This window comes from Polaromonas sp. P4_F6 (assembly GCF_056401275.1).
Genome location: NZ_JBFUJQ010000010.1, coordinates 145,119 through 168,494 on the forward strand (window position 1 = coordinate 145,119; position 23,376 = coordinate 168,494).

The 23,376-nt window shown below is 65.5% G+C and carries 22 protein-coding genes and 2 riboswitches; of the genes, 13 read left to right on the top strand and 9 right to left on the bottom strand.

The window, feature by feature from the left end; genetic code table 11:
- Nucleotides 1-3: 3 nt before the first annotated feature.
- Genes AC1DUN_RS20600 through AC1DUN_RS20615 form a run of 4 tightly spaced genes read left to right on the top strand, consistent with a single transcriptional unit; the run spans nt 4 to nt 4,512 of the window.
- The gene (locus tag AC1DUN_RS20600; RefSeq protein ID WP_477715599.1) at nt 4-1,188 is read left to right on the top strand and encodes a glycosyltransferase family 4 protein; all 1,185 of its coding nucleotides are present in this window, start codon (nt 4-6) and stop codon (nt 1,186-1,188) included.
- Nucleotides 1,185-2,876 carry an FAD-dependent oxidoreductase gene (locus AC1DUN_RS20605; protein WP_477715600.1) on the top strand — a complete coding sequence of 564 codons (1,692 nt, stop codon included), beginning with the start codon at nt 1,185-1,187 and terminating at the stop codon, nt 2,874-2,876. Before AC1DUN_RS20600 ends, AC1DUN_RS20605 begins: the two co-directional genes overlap by 4 nt.
- The gene (locus AC1DUN_RS20610; protein WP_477715601.1) at nt 2,873-3,880 is read left to right on the top strand and encodes an NAD-dependent epimerase/dehydratase family protein; all 1,008 of its coding nucleotides are present in this window, start codon (nt 2,873-2,875) and stop codon (nt 3,878-3,880) included. The genes AC1DUN_RS20605 and AC1DUN_RS20610 overlap by 4 nt, the downstream gene beginning before the upstream one ends.
- A complete protein-coding gene (locus AC1DUN_RS20615) occupies nt 3,868-4,512 on the top strand; it encodes a serine O-acetyltransferase (RefSeq protein ID WP_477715602.1) in 645 nt (214 codons plus the stop codon). The genes AC1DUN_RS20610 and AC1DUN_RS20615 overlap by 13 nt, the downstream gene beginning before the upstream one ends.
- Here AC1DUN_RS20615 and AC1DUN_RS20620 read toward each other — a convergent pair.
- On the bottom strand, nt 4,499-5,266 hold the full coding sequence (locus AC1DUN_RS20620) for a WecB/TagA/CpsF family glycosyltransferase (RefSeq protein ID WP_477715603.1): 768 nt from the start codon (nt 5,264-5,266) through the stop codon (nt 4,499-4,501). The genes AC1DUN_RS20615 and AC1DUN_RS20620 overlap by 14 nt on opposite strands.
- A 44-nt stretch (nt 5,267-5,310) precedes the next feature.
- Between AC1DUN_RS20620 and AC1DUN_RS20625 the strand changes: the two genes are divergently transcribed.
- A complete protein-coding gene (locus AC1DUN_RS20625) occupies nt 5,311-5,712 on the top strand; it encodes a VanZ family protein (protein WP_477715604.1) in 402 nt (133 codons plus the stop codon).
- On the opposite strand, the gene epsG is transcribed toward AC1DUN_RS20625, so the two are convergent.
- The 6 genes from epsG to epsA form a co-directional block, all read right to left on the bottom strand.
- A complete protein-coding gene (gene epsG, locus AC1DUN_RS20630; RefSeq protein ID WP_477660883.1) occupies nt 5,699-6,613 on the bottom strand; it encodes a chain length determinant protein tyrosine kinase EpsG in 915 nt (304 codons plus the stop codon). The genes AC1DUN_RS20625 and epsG overlap by 14 nt on opposite strands.
- 2 nt (nt 6,614-6,615) lie before the next feature.
- The gene (gene epsF, locus AC1DUN_RS20635; RefSeq protein ID WP_477715605.1) at nt 6,616-8,013 is read right to left on the bottom strand and encodes a chain length determinant protein EpsF; all 1,398 of its coding nucleotides are present in this window, start codon (nt 8,011-8,013) and stop codon (nt 6,616-6,618) included.
- Between the two features lie 28 nt (nt 8,014-8,041).
- The gene (epsE, locus tag AC1DUN_RS20640) at nt 8,042-8,944 is read right to left on the bottom strand and encodes a polysaccharide export protein EpsE (protein ID WP_477715606.1); all 903 of its coding nucleotides are present in this window, start codon (nt 8,942-8,944) and stop codon (nt 8,042-8,044) included.
- Between the two features lie 66 nt (nt 8,945-9,010).
- A complete protein-coding gene (gene epsL, locus AC1DUN_RS20645) occupies nt 9,011-10,213 on the bottom strand; it encodes an XrtB/PEP-CTERM-associated polysaccharide biosynthesis outer membrane protein EpsL (RefSeq protein ID WP_477715607.1) in 1,203 nt (400 codons plus the stop codon).
- A 129-nt stretch (nt 10,214-10,342) separates the two neighbouring features.
- Nucleotides 10,343-11,770 (bottom strand): undecaprenyl-phosphate glucose phosphotransferase, encoded by a 1,428-nt coding sequence (locus tag AC1DUN_RS20650; RefSeq protein ID WP_477715608.1) that lies wholly within the window; start codon nt 11,768-11,770, stop codon nt 10,343-10,345.
- Nucleotides 11,763-12,545 carry an XrtB/PEP-CTERM-associated transcriptional regulator EpsA gene (gene epsA, locus AC1DUN_RS20655; protein ID WP_477715609.1) on the bottom strand — a complete coding sequence of 261 codons (783 nt, stop codon included), beginning with the start codon at nt 12,543-12,545 and terminating at the stop codon, nt 11,763-11,765. Before epsA ends, AC1DUN_RS20650 begins: the two co-directional genes overlap by 8 nt.
- 441 nt (nt 12,546-12,986) lie before the next feature.
- Between epsA and AC1DUN_RS20660 the strand changes: the two genes are divergently transcribed.
- The 3 genes from AC1DUN_RS20660 (at nt 12,987) to AC1DUN_RS20670 (ending at nt 16,695) form a co-directional block, all read left to right on the top strand.
- Entirely contained in the window at nt 12,987-13,982 is a 996-nt protein-coding gene (locus tag AC1DUN_RS20660) for an acyltransferase family protein (protein WP_477715610.1), read from the top strand.
- A gap of 101 nt (nt 13,983-14,083) precedes the next feature.
- Entirely contained in the window at nt 14,084-15,391 is a 1,308-nt protein-coding gene (locus tag AC1DUN_RS20665) for a TAXI family TRAP transporter solute-binding subunit (RefSeq protein WP_477715611.1), read from the top strand.
- Nucleotides 15,392-15,396: 5 nt separating this feature from the next.
- A complete protein-coding gene (locus AC1DUN_RS20670) occupies nt 15,397-16,695 on the top strand; it encodes a TAXI family TRAP transporter solute-binding subunit (RefSeq protein WP_477715612.1) in 1,299 nt (432 codons plus the stop codon).
- 37 nt (nt 16,696-16,732) lie between these two features.
- On the opposite strand, the gene AC1DUN_RS20675 is transcribed toward AC1DUN_RS20670, so the two are convergent.
- Both AC1DUN_RS20675 and AC1DUN_RS20680 read right to left on the bottom strand, forming a co-directional pair.
- Nucleotides 16,733-17,407 carry a hypothetical protein gene (locus tag AC1DUN_RS20675; RefSeq protein ID WP_477715613.1) on the bottom strand — a complete coding sequence of 225 codons (675 nt, stop codon included), beginning with the start codon at nt 17,405-17,407 and terminating at the stop codon, nt 16,733-16,735.
- Between the two features lie 73 nt (nt 17,408-17,480).
- Nucleotides 17,481-18,047 carry a hypothetical protein gene (locus AC1DUN_RS20680; RefSeq protein WP_477715614.1) on the bottom strand — a complete coding sequence of 189 codons (567 nt, stop codon included), beginning with the start codon at nt 18,045-18,047 and terminating at the stop codon, nt 17,481-17,483.
- Nucleotides 18,048-18,386: 339 nt separating this feature from the next.
- Here AC1DUN_RS20680 and denD point away from each other — a divergent pair, with 339 nt between their 5' ends.
- The 5 genes from denD to AC1DUN_RS20705 all read left to right on the top strand — a co-directional run bounded on the left by denD (nt 18,387) and on the right by AC1DUN_RS20705 (nt 23,107).
- A complete protein-coding gene (gene denD / locus AC1DUN_RS20685; protein ID WP_477715615.1) occupies nt 18,387-19,409 on the top strand; it encodes a D-erythronate dehydrogenase in 1,023 nt (340 codons plus the stop codon).
- 73 nt (nt 19,410-19,482) lie between these two features.
- Entirely contained in the window at nt 19,483-20,454 is a 972-nt protein-coding gene (locus tag AC1DUN_RS20690; RefSeq protein WP_477715616.1) for a TRAP transporter substrate-binding protein, read from the top strand.
- A 116-nt stretch (nt 20,455-20,570) separates the two neighbouring features.
- Nucleotides 20,571-21,065, top strand: coding sequence for a TRAP transporter small permease (locus AC1DUN_RS20695; RefSeq protein WP_477715617.1), 495 nt, complete (start codon nt 20,571-20,573; stop codon nt 21,063-21,065).
- A 124-nt stretch (nt 21,066-21,189) separates the two neighbouring features.
- Nucleotides 21,190-22,467 carry a TRAP transporter large permease gene (locus tag AC1DUN_RS20700; protein WP_477715618.1) on the top strand — a complete coding sequence of 426 codons (1,278 nt, stop codon included), beginning with the start codon at nt 21,190-21,192 and terminating at the stop codon, nt 22,465-22,467.
- Between the two features lie 76 nt (nt 22,468-22,543).
- Nucleotides 22,544-23,107: a hypothetical protein gene (locus AC1DUN_RS20705; RefSeq protein ID WP_477715619.1), complete on the top strand. Its 564-nt coding sequence runs from the start codon at nt 22,544-22,546 to the stop codon at nt 23,105-23,107.
- Nucleotides 23,108-23,113: 6 nt separating this feature from the next.
- A riboswitch (glycine riboswitch) is annotated at nt 23,114-23,217 on the top strand.
- 21 nt (nt 23,218-23,238) lie between these two features.
- Nucleotides 23,239-23,340, top strand: a riboswitch (glycine riboswitch).
- The last annotated feature ends 36 nt before the right edge of the window (nt 23,341-23,376 follow it).

A 23,376-nucleotide genomic window follows, 5' to 3' on the forward strand; every position in this document is an offset into this window, starting at 1 on the left:
CCCATGCGAAGTGAATCGCTGCCGCGCAGCGCCATACGCGAACGCGAAGGCCGCCACATCTACATTGCCTGTCCCTGGACACCGCTGGGCGGCGGCATGTTCAAGGTGGCCGACTACCTGATACAGGCGCAGGCCTCCTCGGCCGCCATCGCCTCGGCCGACGCGGCCGAGCTGCGGCCGCTGGACACGCGCGGCGGCGCCAATGCCTTGTATTCCTTCTGGGTGCTGGCCACCGCGCTGGCCCGCATCGCGCGCGGCCGCTTCAGCGGCCGGCTGGCCGGCGTGCACGTCAACATGGCCGAACGCTTAAGCCTGTTTCGCAAGGGTGCCGTCATCGCCGCCTGCCGCGCCCTGGGCGTGCCGGTGGTGCTGCACCTGCACGCGGCGCAGCTGCACCATTTCTACCAGTCACTGCCGCGGCCGCTGCGGGCGCTGACGCGCTGGGTGTTCTCGCTGCCGGCCAGTGTCGTGGTGCTGGGCTCGGCCGCGCGGCGCTTTGTCATCGAAGAGCTGGGCGTGGCGCCGGACCGCGTGGACATCGTGATCAACGGTGTGCCCGAGCCCACCCATGCGCGCCGCACCGCCGGCGATAGCGCCACGCAGCGCGTGCTCTTCCTGGGCAACCTGTCGGAACGCAAGGGCGTGTCCGACCTGCTGCAGGCGCTGGCCCTGCCCGGCTTTGACACGGCCCACCTCGAGGTGACCCTGGCCGGCGGCGGCGACGTGCACGGCTACGAAACCAGATCCAGGGAGCTGGGCATCAACGGCTTTGTGCGTTTTGCCGGATGGTCGGACCAGCAGCAGGCGGCACGGCTGATGGCGCGCACCGACGTGCTGGTCCTGCCCTCTTACGACGAAGGCCTGCCGCTGGTCATCCTGGAGGCGCTGGCCAACGGTGTCGCGGTGGTCTGCAGCCCCGTCGGCGAAATACCGTCTGTGCTCAGCGACGGCGTCAATGCCTCATTTGTGCAGCCCGGCGATGTGGCCGGTATCGCGGCCGGCCTGCAGCGCGTGCTGCGGGATGGCGAACTGCGCGCGGCGCTGGAGCGAAACGGCCGGGCGCTTTATGAACAGCAATTTTCCATCGCGCATTTTTTCAGCAGCGTGGCGCACATCCACCAGCGCGACTTCGGCGTGGCCGGCCGGCCGCTGCGCGCCGCCGCGGTTTCACAGGACGGCAAAGCATGATCCGGGACGCCGACAGCATTCCCAACGGCAGCCGGCTGGAGGCCGATGTCTGCGTGGTCGGCGGCGGCCCGGCGGGCATTGCGCTGGCGCTCTCGCTCAGCGACCAGGGTCATGCCGTGCTGCTGCTCGAGTCGGGCCGGCTGCAGGCGCATGCGCCCACGCAAGACCTCTATGAAGGCGAGGTGGCCGACGAACAGCTGCACAGCCCGCCCGGCAAATACCGGCAGCGGCGGCTGGGCGGCTCCTCGGCGATCTGGGGCGGGCGCTGCATGCCTTTCGACCCGATTGACTTTGAAACCCGCGCCCACATCCCGCACAGCGGCTGGCCGATCTCGTATGAAGACCTGCTGCCCTGGTACCCGCGCGCCAACGCCCTGGCCGAGGCCGGGCGCTTTCTCTATGACGGGGCCCAGGCCTTGGCGCCGGGGACCGGCCCGCTGATCGCCGGCTTCGACAGCGAGCGCGTGCTCAGCAACGGGCTGGAGCGCTTTTCCTGCCCCACCCACTTCGGCAGCCGTTATGCCAGGCGGCTGGCGCTGGCGCCCACGCTGGAAGTGCTGCTGGGCGCCAATTGCACCGCGCTGCGGCTGCAGGCGGACGGCCAGGCGCTGCGCGAGCTCGAGGTGCGCACGCTGGCCGGCACACAGTTCACCGTCGCCGCGAAAAGCACGGTGCTGGCCGCGGGCGGGCTGGAGACCGCGCGCCTGCTGCTGGCCTCGCGCGACGTGGCGGCGCGGGGCGTGGGCAATGCGCACGACGTGGTGGGCCGCTATTACATGTGCCACATTGCCGGCAATGTGGGCACGCTGACGGTGCACGGCCCCACCAGCGACGTGCGCCACGGCTATGAGATCTCGCCCGAGGGTATTTACTGCCGGCGCCGCCTCTCGGTCGCCGCCGGCGAGCAGCGGCGCCTGGGCCTGGCCAACGCGGTGGCGCGCCTGCACTTTCCGCGCATCACCGACCCGGCGCACCGCAGCGGCGTGCTGTCGGGCCTGTTCCTGGCGCGCAAGCTGATCAGCTACGAATACAGCAAGCGCCTGAAAGACGGCGCGCCGCCGACGGCCGGCGTCTACGCGCGCCACCTGCTCAACGTCATGGCCGACCCACTCGACACCACGGCCTTCCTGTCGCACTGGCTGATGAAGCGCACGCTGGCCGAGCGCAAATTCCCCTCGGTGATCCTGCGCAACCGCAGCAACCGCTTCAGCCTGGAAGTGCACGGCGAGCAGATCCCCCAGGCCCACAGCCGGGTCACGCTGGGGGCCGGTGTCGACGCGCTGGGCATGCCGCGCCTGAAGGTCGACTGGCGCTACAGCCGCGCCGACATCGATTCGCTGGGCGCCAGCCTGGACCTGATGGCAGAGGAGTTCGAGCGCAGCGGCAAGGCCCGCTTCGACTACAAGCCCCACACCCTGGAAGAAGACCTGATGCGCTTTGGCGCCTACGGCGGCCACCACATCGGCACGGCGCGCATGGGCACGGACCCGCGCAGCAGCGTGGTCGACGCCGACTGCCGCGTGCATTCGGTGCGCAACCTGTTTGTCGCCGGCAGCGCGGTGTTCCCGACCTCCAGCCAGGCCAACCCCACGCTCACGCTGATCGCGCTGTCGCTGCGGCTGGGCGACTTCCTGTCGCGGCAGCTGCGCGCCGAGCGCGCGCCCCTGCAAATGAAGGAGGCCGCATGAAAGTGCTGGTACTGGGCGCTTCCGGCCACATAGGCGCGCGCCTGCTCGAGATGCTGCAAGCCACCCACTGGGCCGCGGCCACGGGCGCGTCCAGGCACATGAAAAACACCGCGAGCTGGCTGGAACTCGACAGCCGCGACCCGCGCCAGCTGGTCCAGGCCTTGAAAGGCTTTGACGCCGTGGTCAACTGCGTGGCAGGCGATGCGGCCTCGATTGCCGACGGCGCGCGCGCCCTGGTGCAGGCCGCGCTGCAGGCCGACTGCCCGCGCATCGTGCACCTGAGCACCATGTCGGTCTATGGCCCCGCCGAAGGCCTTGTGCGCGAAGACGCGCCGCTGGATCCGACTCTGGGCTGGTACGGCCAGGCCAAATGCGAGGCCGAGGCCGCCATGCACGACTTTGTGCGGCACGGCGGCGAGGCGGTGATGCTGCGGCCCGGCTGCGTTTACGGCCCCGGCAGCCAGCTGTGGGTCGGCCGCATAGGCCGCTGGCTGCAGGCCGGACGCCTGGGCGACCTGGGCATCGCGGGCGACGGCTGGGCCAACCTGGTCCATGTCGACGACGTCTGCCAGGCCCTGCTGCTGGCGCTGCGGCTGCCCGCGGCCCAGGGCAAGATACCGGTGTTCAACCTGGCGGCGCCCGACAGCCCGCGCTGGAACGATTATTTTGTGGACCTGGCCCTGGCCATCCAGGCCACACCCGTGCGCCGCCTGGGCAGCCGCCGGCTCAAGCTCGACGCCTGGCTTTGCGGCCCGCCGCTCAAGGCGGCCGAGCGGGCGCTGAAACTGCTGGGCAACCCCGGCGTGAAGCTGCCCGACGCCCTGCCGCCTGGGCTGCTGGGCCTGTGGTCGCAGCACATACACCTGGACACCCAGGCGGCCAGCCACCGGCTCGGTGTGCAGTGGACACCCTATGCCGACGGGCTGCGCGATTCGGCCGCATGGTTTACGGCGCCCGCCGGCGCTGGCCAAGCCACCCTGGACAAAATGATATGCACACCCTGAAAGCCGACACGCACCGAAAGTTCGGGTACACCGCCCCCCGCCTCGCGCTCAAGGGCGCGCTGCTGGACCCGGCGTTTCGTGTGCTCGTGTGCCTGCGCCTGTGCCAGGCCGCGGACCAGCTCGCGCCCAACTGGCGCTGGCTCGCCGTCCCGCCTGCGCGGCTGCTTTACCGCCTGGTGAGCCAGCTGGCCGGCATCGAAATCCCCTGGCGCACGCAGATCGCGCCGGGGCTGGCGCTCACGCATGGTCGCGGCATCGTCGTCAACGCCGGCGCGCGCATAGGCCGCAACGTCACGCTGTTCCACGGCGTCACGCTGGGCCAGCGCGACCACATCGACGCACAGGGCCGCCGGCACACGCTGTACCCGGTGATAGAGGACGAAGTCTGGATAGGGCCGCACGCCATCATCGTGGGCGGCGTCACCGTGGGCAAGGGCAGCCGCATTGCCGGCGGCGCCTATGTCTTCGAGGACGTGCCGCCCTACTGCGTGGTGCTGGGCAACCCGGGGCAGATCGTCAGGCGCGACTGCACGCCCGATGTGCAGAACCGCTACAGCGAGGAAGACATTCCCGTGGCGCAGGGCGGCCATTCGGCAGCAACCGCCGCCGACACCGGCATCAACGCCGGTTAAGCGAAGCCAGCCGCAGCGCCCGCGTGAGGAACAGCGGGTTGCCGATCACGTAGCGCTGGAACAGCCGGCGCGGCTCCAGCGCCAGGCGATACAGCCATTCCACCCCAGCCTTGCGCATCCACAGCGGCGCGCGCGGTGTCTTGCCGCCCAGGAAGTCGATGATGGCGCCGCCGCAGACGATGAGGCAGGGAAAGTCCAGCACCTGGCGCAGCTGGGCCGCGACCTCTTCCTGCCGCGGCATGCCCATGCCCAGCACGATCAGCGCCGGCCGGTGCGTGGCCGCCAGCAGGCAATAGGTGCCCGCGTCGAGAAAGCCGTTGGCGCGTGTGAGCGTGCTGTGCGGCGCGAGTTCCTCGCGCACGCGCTGCGCGGCTTTTTCGAGCCAGGGCTCGCGCGTGCCTAACAGCGCGATGCCGCGGCCGTCAAAAGCGCGCACCAGCCGGGGGATCAGGTCGGTGCCGTTGAGGTTGAGGCCGGGCTCCATGCGCAGCAACTTGAACAGCGTCGCCATGCCCGAGCCGTCCCTGAGCACCCTGTCGGCCGAGCGCATGGCCTCAAAAAACGGCGTCGACACCGCCATGGAATTCATCGCATGCGCATTCGCGAAAGCCAGCACCGTCGGCACGCGGGGCTGGCTCAGCTCGGACAGCAAGGCCTGGCCTTGGTCGGGGCTTTGCACGCGCTCGATTTTCGCCAGCAGCAGCGCCCAGCGCAGGCGCCAGTCGGCGGGATTGCCGGTGGAGGGATTCAGCATGGGTTTCCCCGCTTTCGGGACTGCGGCATGAGAAAATCGGGCCCATGGCCAAAACAATGCCCCTTGAGAATTTCCAGCGCAGCATCCGCATCGCCGCAACGCTGGCGCTCGCCATGAGCGCGGCAGTGCTGTATGTGGGCGGCGCCCAGCCGGTGGCCGTGGGCTTGTTTCCCGCGCCCTGGGACAAGCTGGCGCATTTGCTGACTTTTGCCGTGGTCGGCATGGCCGCGGGCCTGGCCGGCGGCATGCGCGGCTGGCGCATGGTGATGTGTTGCCTTGCGGGTGCGCTGCTGGTCGGCGGCATGGATGAGATTCACCAGATATTCCTGCCGGGCCGCTCCGCGAGCTGGGCCGACCTGGCGGCCGACGCGGCGGGCGGATTGCTGGGTGCGGCGGTGCTGGCCGTGCTGCACCGCCTCTCGGGCGGCCACCTCAAGCATCGTTAAGCACCGAACCCACCAGCGCGACGCCGAATTCACGCAGGCTGTGCGTGAAGCGCGTCATCTGCGGCAGCGAGCTGGTGTTCTGCCGCGCCACCACCAATGCCGCCCCCGCGCGCACCGCCACCGTATGGGCGTCGGCGCATTCGCTGGCGGGCGGCGTGTCGATGATGATGATGTCGAAGTCCTGGCCCAACGCCTGCAGCAACCTGGAAAACTCCTGCCGGCCCAGCAGCTCCTGCGGATTCGGCGGAATCACACCAGCCGGCAGAACCGACAAATCCTGCAGCGCCGCGACGCTGACCACGGCCTCCAGCCCGGCGCGGCCGGCCAGCATGTCCGACAGGCCCGCGCCCTTGCCGAGGTTGAACAACAGGTGCTGGCGCGGCGCCCGCATGTCGGCATCGACCAGCAGGGTGCGCAGGCCCAGCTGCGAAAACACGATCGCCAGGTTGGCCGAGATATAGCTGCGCCCTTCCCGGGAGCCGGCGCTCACGATGGCCAGGCCGCGGCGGTCCGGGCCGGTATCGAACCAGCGCAGCATCAGCTGGCTGCGCAACGCCCGCAGCTGCTCCACCGGCTGGCTGTTGGGGTGGTGGGCCGCCACCAGCTCGCGGCTTAAATTGCTTTCGCGGGCCAGGTAGGGATAGTCGAACTGCACCGACAGCGCGTAGCGCACATCGTCATCGGTGAGCAGCCCCAGCGCCTTGCCGGAATCGCCGAAGCGCGCGCCGCGGTCCTTCTGGAAATGCACGATGCGCTCGGCGTCCAGCGGCGAGAGCCGCCCGGCATCGACCAGGATTGCGCCTATGGACCGGCCCGAGCCGGTGGCCGGCTTGCTGGGCACGGTCAGGGGCACGGGGCGCACCACCGCCTGGTTGCCGTTTCTGTTCATATTGATACTCATGCTCATCCTCCCAAACCGAGCGCCAGCCGGCGCGGACCGCTGAGCCGGGTGTTGCCCGTGCTCGAAGAAATGCTGGCCAGCACCGGCAGCTCCAGCATCTGCACCAGGTCCTCGGCGGAGCGCACGCGGCGGTTGGCGAGCTCCAGCAGCAAGGCGCAGGCGATACCCAGCAGGGTGCCGCCGAAAGCAGCAATCAGCAGGTTGATCAGCAGCCGCGGGCTGGACGGGTTGACGGGCGCCGTCGCGACGTTGAGGCGCACCACATTGGTCTGGTTGGTCAAGCTCTGCAGGCGCGTCTGCGAGGCGCTCTGGCTCACGGTCTCATAAGCGCGCTGGGCCGACTCGACGTCGCGGCGGTAGACGTTGAGCTCGTCGCGCTGCTTGTTCAGGGCCAGCACGCGGGCCTTCTGCGCGCCGACCGCGCCCTGCAGCTCGCGTTCGCGGTCCTTGCCGACGCGGTAGGTGGTCTCGATGGAGGCATTGATGCGCGCGGTTTCGCTGGCCAGGCGGCTCTTGAGGGCGGCCAGCTCGGATTCGGCGCGCTGGCGCTCGGGGTGGTTCTCGCCCAGGCGCACGCTGACTTCCTGCACCTTGGCCTCCTGCCGCGCCACGTCGGCCTTCAGGCCGTTGATCAGCGGGCTTTGCATCACCTCGGCGATGGTGTCGCCGCGCGAGCCGCGCTTGCTCTGGCTGTCGGTGGTGTCGCCCTGCACCGTGGTGAGCTGCGAGGACAGCTCCGCCAGCTTGGTGGTTTCATAGTCCACGCGCTCGTCGCTGCTGACGATGCCGGCCTTTTGCTGGTACTCCGAGAGCCGGGCCTGGGCTTCTTCCAGCTTGGCGCGCGAGGCCTTGGTCTGCTCGTCAAACCATTCTGCGTAAATGCGGGCCGGTTCGGTCTTCAGCGCCAGGTTGATGTCCAGGTAGGCCTGGGCAAAGGCATTGGCCACGCTCGCGGCTTCTTCGGCATCGCTGCCCTTGTAGGTGATGTTGATCACATTGCTTTCGCGCGCGGGCCGCACGTCCAGGCGCTTTTGCAGCGAGTCCGCGATCCAGCCTTCCAGCGTGCCGCGGCCTTCGGTCGCTTCCAGCCAGCGCTCCTTGGTGCGCGGGTTTTCGTCGAGCTTGAGCATCTTCACCACGCGCTGGGCCACGCGGTCGCCGCCAATGATGTCGACCTGCGTGGCCATGTAGCTGGGCGCCACCAGCCCCTGTATGGGCGCGCTGCCAGCCCCGGCCACCGGGTCGGGCGAGCGCACGTCGACCAGCACGGCGGTCTGCGCCGTGTATTTTTTCGGCAGCACCAGGCTGACCGCCAGCGCCGCCGAGATCGCCAGCAGGATGATCAGCAGCGCCACCTTGTAGCGGGCGCGCAGTATCAGTAAAAATTGATGGAGTGTCATGGCTTTCCAGTCATGGCTGTTAGAAAAGTTAGAAGAGGCTTTCGCGGACGTAGATCACGTCCTCGGGGCGAACCAGGTCGTTCAGGTTGGGCGTGGTTTCCACGACCTTGCCCGAGGCGTCGCGGCGGTGCAGCTTCAGGCGGTTCTGGCTGCCGCGCACGGTCGGGCCGCCGCCCTGGGCCAGCGCTTGCATGACCGTCATGCCGCGCTCGATGCGGTAGGGGCCGGGGCGCTGCGCCTCGCCGTAGATGTAGAACATGGGCGCCTTGTTGACGTACAGGGTGTCCCCGCCGGCCAGCACGATGTCATCGTCGGATTTCGCGTTGAGGAACAGCGCCGGGATGTCTATCACCTTGCGAAACGGCTTGCCGTCGCGCTGGCCGGTGACGATCAGTTCGTCGTCGCCGGTCGGGGTGGTGCCGCCGGCGGCGGCCAGCATGTCGCTGACACGGGTGTTGAAGGTTTCCAGCGGGAAACGGCCGGGCCGGCTCACCTGCCCCAGCACCGCCACCTGGTTGCCGCGCACCTGGCGCAGCACGATGTTGACCTGCGGCACCTTGACGAAACCTCCGCTTTTCAGCGCATCACCAATTTTCTTTTCGGCCTCGGCAATCGTCAGCCCGCCGAGCTGCACACTGCCTATCAGCGGATAACTGATCACGCCGCTTTCAGAGACCCGCGCGTCGATGGACAAATCGGGACTCTGGTAGACCTGCACGCCGATGGCGTCGCCGGCGCCCAGCCGGTAGTCCTGGCTGCTCGGCAAGGCGGCCGTGGCCGCCACCGAAGCGGGCGCGACCGGCGCCGTCGTTGCCGCGGCCTGCACCGAAGGAGGAGCGGACGGCTGTGCGGTCGTCTGGGCCGGCGGGGTTTGCGCCCACAGCGGCGCGGTGGCCAGGCACAACAGCGTGGCCAGGAAATATCGGGTCATGGGTTTCAAATTCAGCAGGTTCATCTTGTCGCCTTTAGGGAAAGCAGGGATTCAGGTAAGGCCTGCTCAAAAGCTCGCGTCGGCCGACAGGCCGAAGGAATTGCTCTTGTAGTCAAAGCCCGGCTCGTTGGACTTGCGCCTGTCGCTTTGCACCGAAGCGGTCAGCTTGAGCGCGCGCATGGCCTGCCATTCGAGGGCCAGGGACACCAGGTCGGTGGTGTCGCGGCGGCCGCTGGCGGCAAAGCCCGGCAGCGGCCCCTTGAAGTCGCGCGCGCCGTGGTCGTAACGCAGGCGCACCGCGGTTTTTTCGGTGGGCTTCCAGGTCGGTGCGACAAAGAAGCGCCAGCCTTCGTAATAACTCGACGTGTTGGTCTGGTAACTGGCCAGTTCACGCACCAGGCCGCCGGCCAGCGTGCTCTTGGGCGTGATGGCCCAGGCCGCGTCAAGCTGGCCGGTCACGCCGGAAAAGTCGCGCGCCCCCACGCCGTCGTGCTCGCGATCCAGGTACGCGACCTTGGCGCGCAGCGTGGTCTTGGCGCTGGGTGCCCAGTCAAGGCGGAACTCATGCTCGCGGTCGGTGAAGTTGCCCGCAATCCCCGGCGCCAGGAAGCGGCCCGGGTACTCGCCCTTGCCTTCCCGGAAGCGGTAGGCCATGGAGGTGCCCGACGGGTAGACATAACGCACGCCGGCCTCGGCACCGTGGATTTTGGAATCGGCCTCGAAGGTGTTGGGCTGGCTGTTGGAGCTGGTGCGCTCGAACAGGCCGCCCACCACGCGCCAGGCGCCGTCGAGTTCGTACTCGGCATCAAAAATGGTGGAGCGGTTGGTGCGGCGGTTGATCTGCCCCGCGCCCTGCACGTCGGCATAGGTGTCGACATACTCGCGCCTGTCGCTGGTCAGGTTGCCGTGCAGGGCCGGCGTGAAGCTCCAGCGCCAGGCGGCCGCGTAGTTGACCGCCGTGAAGTCCAGGTAGGAAAAACGGCTGTAGCGGTGGTCCTCGATATTCGCGTCGAACTCGAAACGCTGCAGCCCGTAGGGCTTGTTGATCTTGAAGCCCGCCGTGGTCACCGCCACGTTGTCGTCGCGCTCGGGCCTGCCGAGCACGGCCTGCGTGTTGGCGGAATCGGGCAGCCGGAACACATTGCTGTCATGCGTCGCGCTTTGCCCCAGCCGGAACTGCAGCGTGTCCAGGTCATCAGCCTGCGCGGCCAGGGGAAACAGGCCCAGCAGCAACAAGGGAATCGGGAGGAGTTTTTGAGGGTGCTTCAAGGGCGGGCCTCCGCGGAAGGATGAAAAAAAGATACTGAGTACATGCTTGGGTGGCGATAGTCCGTTTGCCCTAATGGCAGCACTGCATAGGCAGCCTGATGAACGGGCGGATGCCATCTCCTTTCATTCTTAGTAAGCCGCGCCATCCTTGAAGACCAGGCGAATGGTTTTCAGGATGATGAAAAAGTCCAGCTGCAGCGACCAGTTGCGCAGGTAGTCCAGGTCGCAGTCGATGCGCGACTGCATCTTGTCCAGCGTGTCGGTTTCGCCGCGCTGGCCGTTGACCTGGGCCCAGCCCGTGATGCCGGGCCTGACCTTGTGGCGCACCATATAACCCTTGATGAGCGAGCGGTACATCTCGTTGTGCGCCACGGCGTGCGGGCGCGGGCCGACGATGCTCATGCGGCCTTGCAGCACGTTGATGAACTGCGGCAGCTCGTCGAGCGAGGTCTTGCGCAGGATGGCGCCCAGGCGGGTGACCCGCATGTCGTTCTTGCTGGCCTGGCGTATCGCTGCGCCGTCTTCGGTGACGGCCATGGAGCGGAATTTGTAGACCAGGATCTGCTCGCCGTCCAGGCCGTAGCGGCGCTGCTTGAAAATGACCGGCCCCGGCGAGTCCAGCTTCACCAGCAGGGCGATGACCAGCATGATGGGGAAGATCAGCAGCAGGATCAGCAGCGACAGCACGATGTCGCTGGCGCGCTTGAGGAAGCCGTTGACACCGCGGAAGGGCGTGTCGCAGACCGAGATCACCGTGACGCCGCACACCGTGTCGCTGCGGCCCTGTATCAGGTCGGTGATGAACATGTCGGGCACAAAATAGATCGAGGCGGTGGTGTCCTTGAGCCCGTCCAGCACCTGCAGGATGCGCGGGCGCGAGGCCATGGGCAGCGACAGGTAGATGAACTGGATGCGGTGCTGCTTGACGTAGGCCGGCAGGTCGTCGATCTTCCCGACCAGCCGGTGTTCGTCCTGCGCTTCCCTGCGGTCTTCACCGCGGTCGTCGAAAAAGCCCTTGAGCTCTATGCCCGAGTAGGCCGAGCCGGCGATGTTGCGGGCCAATGAGACGCCCTGCTCGTTCATGCCGACGATCACCGCGCCGCGCGGCGGCCCCTGCAGCTTCAGCAGCTGCGGCGCCGCCGCCCTGAGGGCCAGGTGCGCGCCGGCCTGGGCCGCGGGCGCAACCCACAGCCAGTGGCTCAGCACGGTCATGGAAAATTTGTGGAAGTACTCCGTCACATAGCCCGTCAGCAGCAGCAGGCCGGCTATCCAAATCCAGTGGAAGGCGATTTTCGAGAACACCTTCCACACCGGCAGGCGCAGCTGCGAGCTGCCCGGAAAGGTCAGCGAGAACACGATGACGGACAGGATCAGGTAGGCGGGCCGCACCGAGCCCTCAAAATAAAACGCGAGTGCCCACAGCGAAAACACCAGTACCAGCGGATCCAGCCCGGCCTCGACGGCGGTGAACAGGTGGCTGCGGCCCAGCCCCATGGAGCGGGGTTCGCGCTGGTTGAGCCAGGCGGACGCGGAACTAAGCTGGTTTGCTTCAGCCATACATGCCTACCCTTGTCACTTTGGAAACCGCCTGCGCGCGGTTAAAGACGTTGAGCTTCTGGAAGATGCGCTGCATGTGGTTCTTCACGGTGAAGCCGCTGATGTTGAGAATGGCGCCTATCTCGGAATTGGTTTTTCCCATGGCCACCCAGGCCATGATCTGGGTCTCGCGCTCGCTCAGGCCGCTGGCGTCCTCGGCAGGGCCGCGCATGGCGGCGGGGCGGCGCTGCTGCGGCAGCGGTGCCATCTGGCGCAAGGCGGCGTCGACGCTGGGCATCAGCATGCGCAGGGCCGTGCTGCAAGGCTCGGCCGGGATGTCATCCGCGCTCATGAACACATAGAGGCACTCCTGCTGCACCCTTTCGTCCTGCAGGCCGTGGATCAGCACCGAGCGCATGCCGCGCAGGCTGCCCGGGAAAGAGCCCGGCAAGCTCGCCTGGCCCAGCAGGTATTCAAATTCGCTGAAGTCCAGCCGGCAGGGCTGGCGCTCGGCGGCCAGCCAGCGCTCATGGAACTTGCCTAATAGAAAGGGCAGCCCGTCCGTGCCCGCGGCATAGGAGCGCGCACCGGGCAGGCTGGAGACGACGTCGTGCTGCAGGACGCCCTGCTGGAAATCGCCCCAGCCCGCGAGCAGGATGTCGTGGGGGAGGCATTGCTGCATGTCGCCCTGAAGCCAGGCCAGCAGTTCAGCATGCCGCGTGATGGCCGTGCCTTGCACGAGCAGTGCCGCATAGCGCGCGGAATCTTCGCTTGAAAGCGGAGTGTGAAAATTCATTTCCGGATGTCACTTCCTGTGTTTGTCCCGCGAAATCGCCAAGTGACGGCGCTGCGGAAACAGCTGATTGAGGATCGAACACATCTGCGGGAGACGCCATGCGCCAAGCGAGACAGTTGATGTAGGAGATGAACCCAGTTTAGGGTTTTCCCGGTTGATTCATTTGACGGAAGAGCTGCGCATTCGTTGCAACAACGTAACAGCTGTGCGCTGGATGTTGGATGCCGCGCAAAACGATACTGCTTGCAACAGTTTGCTTTTTTCCGGACCCGAAGGTGCAGCCTTGCTTGATTACGCTCTATGCATCTCCCCGCATGGATCTGGATCTCATTGATCCATTCGTCATTCGACGCTTCAGCGCGCACGCGCGGCCCGTGACCCGGGTGGCGGGATTTCATGCAGCATGAAGAAAGGAACCCGCATCCGATGACCGGCCAAAAAATGAAACGCAGTCTTGAGGTGGACACCTTGAGGGGCATTGCCTGTGTCCTGCTGGTCCTGTTTCATGTGGTGGGGGACACCCCCAGCGTCGGGTTGAGGATTCCGGAGGGCCACTGGCTGCAGGTCTTCAATGAAGCGCTGGCCTATATCCGCATGCCGCTGTTCTCCTTCATCTCGGGCTATGTCTACGGCTTTCGGCCCTACCAGGGCAACGCCCCGGCTTTCATCAAGGGCAAGGTGCGCAGGCTGCTGCTGCCGCTGATCACGGTGGGAACCATTTTTGCCGTCGTGCAGGCACTCACGCCGGGTGCCAACAACGCCGTGGACCGCTGGTGGCTGCTGCACATCGTGCCGGTGGGGCATTTCTGGTTCCTGGAAGCGCTGTTCATCGTCTTCCTGGTGGTGGTCCTGCTGGAGCACCTGAAGGCGCTGTCGACGCCGGCCGGCTTCGCGCTGGTATGGGCTTTGAGCGCGGTGCTGTTCGACTACTTCAGCCCGCCGAATTATTTTGCCGCCCAGGGCGCCGTCTACCTGCTGCCCTTCTTCCTCGCGGGGCTGGCCTGCAAACGCTTCGAGATCAGCGGCCCGGCCGCGCGCGGCATCGCGGCGGCCGTCTTCATCTGCGCCGCGACCGCGGCCATGCTGCTGCCGCAGTATTCAGAACAAGGCAACTCCCTGGCCGCGCTGGGCCTCGGTGTGTGCAGCGCCTTTTTGCTGCTGCGCAGCGGCTGGAGCTCACCGCGCCTCGCCTACGTCGGCTCCTATTCGTTCGCGATCTACCTGCTGCATGTGTTCTTCACCGCGGCAAGCCGCATTGCCTTGAAGAAGATGGGCGTCACGGATATCTACGTGCTGATGGTGGCGGGCCTGGCCGCCGGCCTGGCCGGGCCGATTGTGTCGGCGCTGCTCATCAGCCGCTCCCCCAGCCTCAATCTCTGGCTGCTGGGCACGACCGGCGGCGGGCCAAAAACCAAAACAAAAGCAGCGCCGGCCTGACGCAGACGCCTGCTTGACGCCTTGGCGTTAGTCCGCCTGACAGCGGTAACACCTTTGCGCTATAAGGGTAACAACCTTTTACAGGACTATCCCCTGTGCGCATGGCGAAGTTGTACCAACGCAAGTGGCTGTGGATCCGGTTGCCCATGGCGCTTGCCGCCGCAGCCACGGCCACGGGCCTGTGGCTGTTCGTCTATCCCATGCCGCCCGCGCACCTGAGCATCACCACGGCCGGCGCGGACGGCGCCTACTACCTGCACGCCAGGCGCTACGCCGAAAAACTCGCGGACCATGGCATCACGCTAGAGATCCAGACCTCGGCCGGTTCGCAGCAAAACCTGGAGCGCCTTCGCCAGGCCGTGAATCCCTCGGACCTCGCGCTGATGCAGGGCGGCTTCGGCTACCTGGGCAGCTCGCTGGAACGGCGCGACCGCAGCCGCGTTGAAACCCTGGCCAATGTGGACGTGGAGCCGGTGTGGGTTTTCACACGCGGCCGCGAAATCGATTCGCTCAACCAGCTGCAGGGCCTGCGCGTGGCCGTAGGCCCCGAAGGCAGCGGCACCCGCAAGGTGGCGCTCAAGCTGCTGGAGCAGGCGCGGATGGAGGCCAGGGACCTGACACTCTCCCCGCTGACCAGCAGCCCGGCCGTCCAGGCCCTGCGGCAGGGGGCGGTCGACGTGGTCTTCATCGTCGCGGCGCCCGAGTCCTTTGTGGTGCAGAACATGCTGAGCCTGCCGGGCATCCACATGGCCAACATCCGCAAGTCCGCCGCCATCACCGAGCGCAACCCCTACCTGGAGTCACGCCTGCTGGCGCAGGGCACGCTGGATGCGCGGCTGCCCCCGCGCGACATCACGCTGCTGACCACCTCCGCCAGCCTGGTGGCGCGCGAGGGCCTGCACCCCGCCCTCAAGCGCCTGGCCATCGCGGTGGCCATGGACGTCCACGCCGGCGGCGGGTTGTTCCACCGCGCCGGCGATTTCCCCTCGCTGCGGCGCATCGACTTTCCCACCGCGCGCGAGGCGCGCGAGACCCTGACGCACGGCCTGCCCTGGCTGGAGCGGGTGCTGCCCTTCTGGTGGGCCCAGGTCGTCGAGCGCATCCTGCTGCTCGTGCTGCCGGTTGTGCTGCTGGCCGTGTGGCTGATGCGCCTGGTGCCGGCCTACCTGCGCTGGGTGCTGGAAAGCCGCGTGAACCGCTGGTACGGCGAGCTCAAATTCATTGAAAACGACCTGGGCCAGGAATCGCTCTCGGGGCTGGACCTGACACGCTTCCTGATACGCCTGAACGGCATCGACAAGGCCATGATGGCTTTTGCCACGCCCCGCGACCTGATGGCGCGCTGCTACACGCTGCACCAGCACATCGAGTTTGTGCGCCAGCGGCTGTACCGGATGAGGGGGCGATAAGGGCGATGAAACTGCTGCTGCTTTACCGCCGGCGCTGGTGGCTGTTCTACCTGCCGGTGCTGCTGTGCACGGCCCTGGCTTTGTGGTGGTCGGCCACGCAATGGAAGGTGCTGCCGCCCGGCGAAGTGCTCATAGGCGCGGGCTCGCCGCAAGACGGCTACTCCATGCTGGCGCAGCGCTATGCCGAGCAGCTCGAGCGCATGGGCGTGCGCACCGAGCTGGTGTATTCGGACACGCAAAAAGGCTCGCTGGACAGGCTGGGCCGGCCGGGCGACGCCACCAGCATAGGTTTTGCCCAGGGCATTTATGCCAGTACCGACACCGGGGTGCAGGCGCTGGCCGTGGTGGGCCAGGAACCGGTGTGGATTTTCTCCACCACGGGCGGGCCTTTGACGCTGGCGCAGGCCCGGGGCTTGCGCATCGCGGCGGGGCCGGCCTCGTCCTCCTCCTTCATGGCGGCCATGCTGATGCTGGCGCACGCCGGCGTGCGGCCCGCGGACGTGCAGTTCGACAGCAGCGCCGGCGTGGCGGCCGCCAATGCACTGATCGACGGCAAGGTCGACCTGGTGTTTCATGTCGCCGGTGACGACTCGCAGGCCGTGCAGCTGCTGACGCGCAGCAGCGGCATCCAGTTGCTGGGCGTTGAACACGCCGGCGCGCTGGCCGCCCAGAACCCGCGCCTGCAGCCGCTGCTGCTGCCGCAGGGCGCGATCGAGCTGCGCGGCGACATTCCGCCCAAAGACCTCACGCTGATGAGCCTGCAAACCCATTTGCTGGTGAAGCAGGACCTGCACCCGGCCCTGCAGCGCGCCCTGCTGGACGCCGCCATTGAAATCCACGAGATACCAAACTTTTTGCAGCGCCACGGCCAGTTCCCGAGTTTTCGCGGCAGCGACTTCCCGCTCTCGGCCACGGCCCGCGGCTACAGCCTGGGCGCGCGCCCATGGATGGAGACCCTGCTGCCCTATCGCACGGCCCAGTACGCGGAACTGGTCTTCTACGCCATCCTGCCGCTGCTGGGCATCGCGCTGCTGATGCTGGCCTGGATCCCCAGGCTATTCGACTGGCGCATCAACTCGGCCCTGAACCATTTTTACGGCGACCTCAAATTCCTCGAAAGCGAGATCGATGAGGTCTCCGCCGACGACCCCGTGGCGCTGCGCCGGCTGCTGGAGCGGCTGGACAACATCGAACGCCAGGTGGTGTCGCTGGACCTGCCCGATGAATTTTCCGAACGCTGGTATACCTTGCGCGAGCACCTGGCGGCGGCGAGCGACCGGTTGCTCAAGTTGAGGTCGCGTTAGGGCCTGCCGCAAGTGGGCGTCTTTTCGGTGCGCACGGCTATCGTTCCGTACCTTGAATGAAAGCACCCAATGTGGGCATGGTGGTATTCGTACCCTTGGCGGAAAGCGTGCGGTCGCCAGGAAGAAGGTAATGCCAATTGAGAACCGGGGCTTCGGCTGGAAATGGCGGAGCAACAAAATCGAACGATCCGTCGATGGTCGTCACAGTACCACCAAGCAGGCGAAGGGAAAATTTCACGACGGAAACGGAGGCTCGGGCCACTGTCCCCTCAACCATCAGCTTGCGCATACCGGGAGGCGAGTAATCGCCAAGGTCGACAGAGCCGTGAAAATGTTGCTCGCCCGAAACCTCACACAATCCGGAAAATCCAAATTGGTCCAGAATCATTGTTGGAAGAATGAATGACTGCCTGGGGTCAAAGCCATCGGGGTGAAGGAACCTTTCTTCATCGATACCGTAAAACAAATATCGACCGCCAGAAAGCCGGTAAGACATGACGACCGAGGGACCCTGGACGACCCGCGAAAACATCTGTGCATCACCGAAGTGGCGTACCTCCACCTCAAAAGATTCGTCCGGATTTTTCCCACTGGATGCGCTCAGGCGCAAGGAGTTGGCCACCATCCAATTTTCCCGGCCAGAGCATGCGGCATGACCGGATGTGACCAGAAATAGGGCAATAGCGATGGAGATATACAGGCGCATGGTCAAGAGGCCCAACATTGAACTCCAGCGGGGGGCTGAGGCCTGCCGAAGGACGTCGCCTTGAACGACCGGTTAGCCCTCATGGTGCGCACAGGAACGCTTTGGGCGGTCGCACAGAAACAGCTTCGGCAAGAATGAACTTGCCACTCGTGCCGGGAAAAGCTTCGGACAAGCTGCTTCTATAGCCCTCGCTGTTACTTCGCAGCTCCACCTGCCGCGCCGAGGTATAGATGAAATCCCCGATGTAGGACAGCCGACCTTCCACGGCAGAAAACGCGCGCGTCTCGCCGACAAGCGGCGCTCCGTTAAATGCGCCATAGGTGTAATGACCCACAGGAACTTCAAAAGCAAAATACCTTACCGCCCCTGGCGTGGACGGTACCCTTGCAGTGGCGCTGTTGAAGGTATAGCAATTACCGGCACCGTCCTGATCCTTGAGGCTGTACTCAACCAACTGAACCGCGAATTGCGGAGAGTCCCACTTGCCTTCGACCTGGACGCCGTAAATCAACACGGCCTGCCGGGACTTTGCGACAGAATCTGACGAAAGCGGGTGCACAAAATTCATCACACAGCCGGCAAGCAATACAAGCGGCAGGACGGCCAATCGCGAAAGACGGATGAATTTCGTAGGGTGAGAGTTCACGTAATTTATACCTCGAGGCCTGGGATATGACTTGATGCCTTCGCGAACAATCTGTACCCCAGAAAATCAACCAGGTGCTTGCTATTAAGGGCTTTTTGCTTCGCTCACCCGGATGTCAATGAGGGCCACACCCGCCCACAAGCCGATTCTAGGTAGATGGCCAGCCAATCGCCTCCTCTACATGGATGAGAGCAGCCAATCCCGTTGAGTTTGGCCATCGTCACCCTTAACCCGGCCCAACACCAAGCAGAAGCAGACAAAGGCAGGCCTAAACTGTGCGGCACGCCAGTCACCAAGCTGCGGAAGCCCAAGAACAGTCATTACGGAGACAAAACACACATGAACATCGTCATCACCGGCGGCGCCGGATTCCTGGGCGCGCGACTGGCGCGCCAGCTACTTGAGAAGGGACAGCTTTCCCTTGCGGGTGACGCACCGCAAACCATACAGACCATCACACTGGTCGATCGAGTGGCACCGCCCCCGTCGACGGCGGCGGACTCGCGGATTCGCGCCGTGGTCGGCGACCTCAATGAACTTCTTGAAAGCAGCGATACGGCATCACAGGTCGTACGCACCGACGACGCGCTGGTCTTTCACATGGCCGCGGCCGTCAGCGGAGAATGCGAGGCCGATTTCGACCTTGGCATGCGCAGCAATGTCGATGCCACGCGTGCGCTGCTTGAGGCCTGCCGCAAGCTGGGCACCTCGCCTACCGTCGTGTTCGCGAGTTCTCTCGCGGTGTTCGGCAACTCAGCCGTGCAGCCCTTGCCGCCGGTCATAGACGACCGCACCCTGCCCACACCGCAGAACAGCTACGGCATCCAGAAATTCATCGGCGAGCAGCTGGTGGCCGACTATGCGCGCAAGGGTTTCATACGCGGGCGCAACGTGCGGCTGATGACGGTCAGCGTGCGGCCCGGCAAGCCCAACGGCGCGGCCTCCAGCTTTTTGAGCGGCATGATCCGCGAGCCGCTGGCGGGCCTGCGCGCGGCTTGCCCGGTGCCGCCCGACACCGCTGTGGCCCTGTCGTCCCCCGCGCGAACCATTGAAGGGCTGGTACGCGCGGCCGAAGCCGGCGACGCCGAATGGGGTGCGCGCACAGCGGTCAACCTGCCGGCGCTCAAGACCACCGTGGGCGAGATGGCCACCGCGCTGGAACGCGCGGCCGGCAAACAAACCGCTGCCCTGATTGACTGGACGCCGGACCCGGCCATCGCCAACATCGTGGCCAACTGGCCGGCTGTCATCGACGCCGCCCGCGCCCGGGGCCTTGGACTCTTGCCTGACCCCGATTTCGACAGCATTATTGCGGCCTACTTAGGCGAAAACCCGCGCACGACGTCCCGGAAGCCGACGTAATAATAGGTGTGCATACGGCTTGCTGTACGCCGTCGTCGCGAATTTTTCTGAACAACGACTATTTGGAGACACCATGAAAATTTCAAAACTGCTGGTCGGCATGGCTTTGGGCCTGGGATTCATCGCATCGGTGAGCGCGCAAAGCACCATGCGCATCAGCATTTCCACCGCCCAGAACTCGCACCAGGGTGTTGCCATCGACACCTTCGCCAGGGAAGTCGAAAAACGCACGGCCGGCCGCTACAAGATACAAGCCTTCTACAACGGCGCGCTGGGCGGCGAACGTGAATCCATCGAGGCTGTGCAACTGGGCACCCAGGAGCTGGCCTTCTCGTCCACCGGACCGGTGCCCAATTTTGTGCCCGAGACCAAAATCCTCGACGTGCCCTTTCTGTTTCGCGACAAGGCGCATGCGCGCGCCGTGCTGGACGGCCCCATAGGCCAGGACCTCCTGACCAAATTCGACGCCAAGGGCTTCAAGGCGCTGGCCTGGGCCGAGAACGGCTTTCGCCATATGACCAACAGCAAGCGCGATGTGAAGCTGCCGGAAGACCTGAAGGGCCTGAAGATGCGCACCATGGAGAACCCGGTGCACATCGCGGCCTACAAGGGCCTGGGCATCATCACCACGCCCATGGCCTTCCCTGAGGTGTTCACCGCGCTGCAGCAGGGCACCGTCGACGGCCAGGAAAACCCGCTGTCCGTGATCATGTCCGCCAAGTTCGACCAGGTGCAAAAGCACCTGACGCTGACCGGCCATGTGTATTCGCCCTGCATTTTCCTGATGAACAAGGCCTCCTTCGACAAGCTCAGCGCCGCCGACAAGACGGCCTTCATCGACGCGGCCAAGGAGGCGACCAAAGCCAACCGCGCCCGCGTCGACCAGGACGACGCCAACGGCGTGGCCGACCTGCGCGCCAAGGGCATGACCGTGATCGAGAACGTCGACAAAGCGAAGTTCGTGGCCACGCTGGCGCCCGTCAATGCCGAATTCGAGAAGCAGTTCGGCAAGGCCAATATCGACGCGATCCGCAACTACAAGTAAGGGCGCGCAGGCTGCGGTTTTTGCCACGGTTTGCCGCATCCGGCGTCGCTGAACACGCCCGCAGGGATCGTACTGGCGGGCGTTTTCCATCTAACTTCCCCACCCCCGGCCCTCTCATGAAACAAGCTTTCCTCAAACTTGAACGATGGACCACCGGCTTTTCCATGCTGGTGGCCTGCCTGATGCTCGTCATCGCCTCGGCGCTCGGGATGTTCCAGATCGTCACGCGCTTCGTCCTTGAGCAGCCCGCCGAGTGGAGCGAAATCCTGATCCGCCTGAGCCTGATCTGGATGGTGTTCATGGGCATTCCCATGGCCTTCCGGCAAGGTGCCATGGTCAGCGTGGATGTGCTCTACCGCTGGAGCCCGCCGCGCGTGCGGCGCGTGCTGGACTGGCTGGTCTGCCTGGCGGCCCTGGCGCTGATCGCGGTGATCGTCTGGTGGGGCTGGGACTACTCGCTGCGCGGCCGCGTGCAGTCCATGGCGGGCCTGGAATCCGTCTCGATGTTCTGGGGCTATGTGGCCATGCCCGTGGGCGGCATGTTCTGCGTGATCGGCCTCATCGGCAACCTGATCGATCCGCAGCGTAACGAACTGGAAACCGCACAATGAAAACACAAGCTGGATTTCACCCCATTCAAGCAGGGGCCGCGGAACCGGCTTTGCCGGGCCGCAGGCGCAGCGGCCCCCTCGGGGGGAAGCGCATTACACGAAGTGAAAAGCGTGGGGGCCAAGTATGACCGCGGTCATGATTTCCACCATGGTGCTGTGTTTCGCACTCACCGTTTCGGTGGCCGTCTCCATAGGCCTGGCGTCCATCTTCGGCATCCAGGCCTCCAACGCCAACATGCTGATCTCCGTCAAGGAGATGTTCTCTTCGATCAACAAGTTTCCGCTGGCAGCCATTCCCTTCTTCATCCTGGCCGGCAACCTGATGGAAACCGGCGGCATCTCGCGCCGGCTGGTCGAATTTGCCAAGAGCATCGTGGGCGGCATCCAGGGCGGCCTGCCCATGACCTGCGTGCTGACCTGCATGATTTTTGCGGCCGTGTCCGGCTCGTCGGTGGCCACAACCTTTGCCATAGGCGCCATCCTGATACCGGCGCTCATCAAGCACGGCTACCCCACCGCCTACGCCGCGGCCCTGCAGGCCACCAGCGCGGAACTGGGCGTGATCATCCCGCCGTCCATCCCCATGATTCTTTATGGCGTCAGCGCCGAGGTCTCCATTGGCGAACTCTTTATCGCCGGCTTCGGCCCGGGCTTGCTGATCGGCTTCGCGCTCATGCTGTTCGTGCACCTGTACTGCCGCTGGAAGGGCTGGGGCAAGCACGATGGCGACGGACGCCTGAGCTTCGGCAAGGCGACCTGGCAGGCGGGCTGGGCGCTGCTGATGCCGGTGATCATCCTGGGCGGTATTTACGGCGGGATTTTCACGCCGACCGAGGCGTCCGCGGTGGCGGTGTTCTACGCACTGGTCGTCGGCGTCGTGATCTACCGTGAAATCAAGCCGGCCGACCTCTACGCCATCCTGCGCAAGTCGGTGCTCTCCAGCGCCGTGATCATGTTCATCATTGCCAACGCCGGGCTGTTCGCCTTTTTGATCACCCGGGCCGGCGTGCCGGATGCCATCGGCCATTGGCTGGAGGCCGTGCTGCAGTCGCCCGCCCTCTTCCTGCTGGGCGTCAACGCGGCGCTGTTCGTCATCGGCATGTTCATCGAGACCAGCGCCGCCATCATCGTGCTGGCGCCCATCCTGGCCCCGGTAGCGGTGCATTTCGGCATAGACCCGGTGCACTTCGGGCTGGTGATGGTGGTCAACCTCGCGCTGGGCATGATCACACCGCCTTTTGGCGTGAACCTGTTCGCGGCCTGCACCGTCGCCAGGATATCGCTGGACCGCATCGTCACCCACCTGCTTCCCTTTGTAGTGGTCATCCTGGCCTGCCTGATGGTGATCACTTACGTACCGCAGCTGTCGCTGGGCCTGCGCGACCTGGTCTACGCCAAATAGCTTTTTTCAAGCGGGGGTTTCACGCCGCTGTCATCTGCGCAAGCCATGCTCGGGCTTTCATTTCAGGATGAAATCCATGCAGCTCCACAAAACCGAACGTGCCCGCGCCGAGCTCAGGCCCGGCGTGAGAACGCTTGGCCAGCGCGAGCGCACCCTGCTGCTGATGGCCGACGGCAGCAAATCCGCCCAGGATTTCCGACCGCTGTTCGACGGTGACGGCGAGGCCATCGCCCTGCGCCTGCTGCGCGAAGGCTTTCTGGAAGCGCATCCGGGCAAGACATCCACGTCGGCGGCAGCACCCCCAGCCGCGCCGGCACCCACACCCGCGCAGTTGCAAAACTTCCCGAGTCCCGAAACCACCCAGGCCATCCAGGTATCGGCCGACCAGTTTGAAGGCAAGCGCTCACTGGCCACAACGCGCATGTTCCTGTTCGACATCTGCGAGCGCATGTTCGCCCGGCGCGATCCGGTCATGGCCGAGCGCTTTCGCGAGGCGCTGCGCAATGCCAAGGACCGCGAGAGCATGCTCACGGCTTCGCGCGACATGATCGAGGAAATCGAGAAAATCGCGGGCCACGAGCGCGCCGACTCCATCAGCGAGCGCATCGCCATGCTGCTGCCGCAGCACCAGGCGGCCTAAGTTACACTTCCGGGGTCAGGAGAGAGTTTTCCCAGCGAAAACCGCCGAAGGCGCACGTACACCCCCTTTTGGTGCACTGAACGCTCAGGCAAAAGGACTGGCAACCGCCCTGCGGCGCACCACGCGGCAAGGCGTTCCCTACTGGAGAGAGGCCGTCGCCAGGACGACCCACCGAAGGAGCAAACCCGCATCGCCGGGCGAATCTCTCAGGTAAAGTGGACAGCAGGGGCAACTCATGGATCCAGAACCTGTTTGCCCCTCCCCGGAGA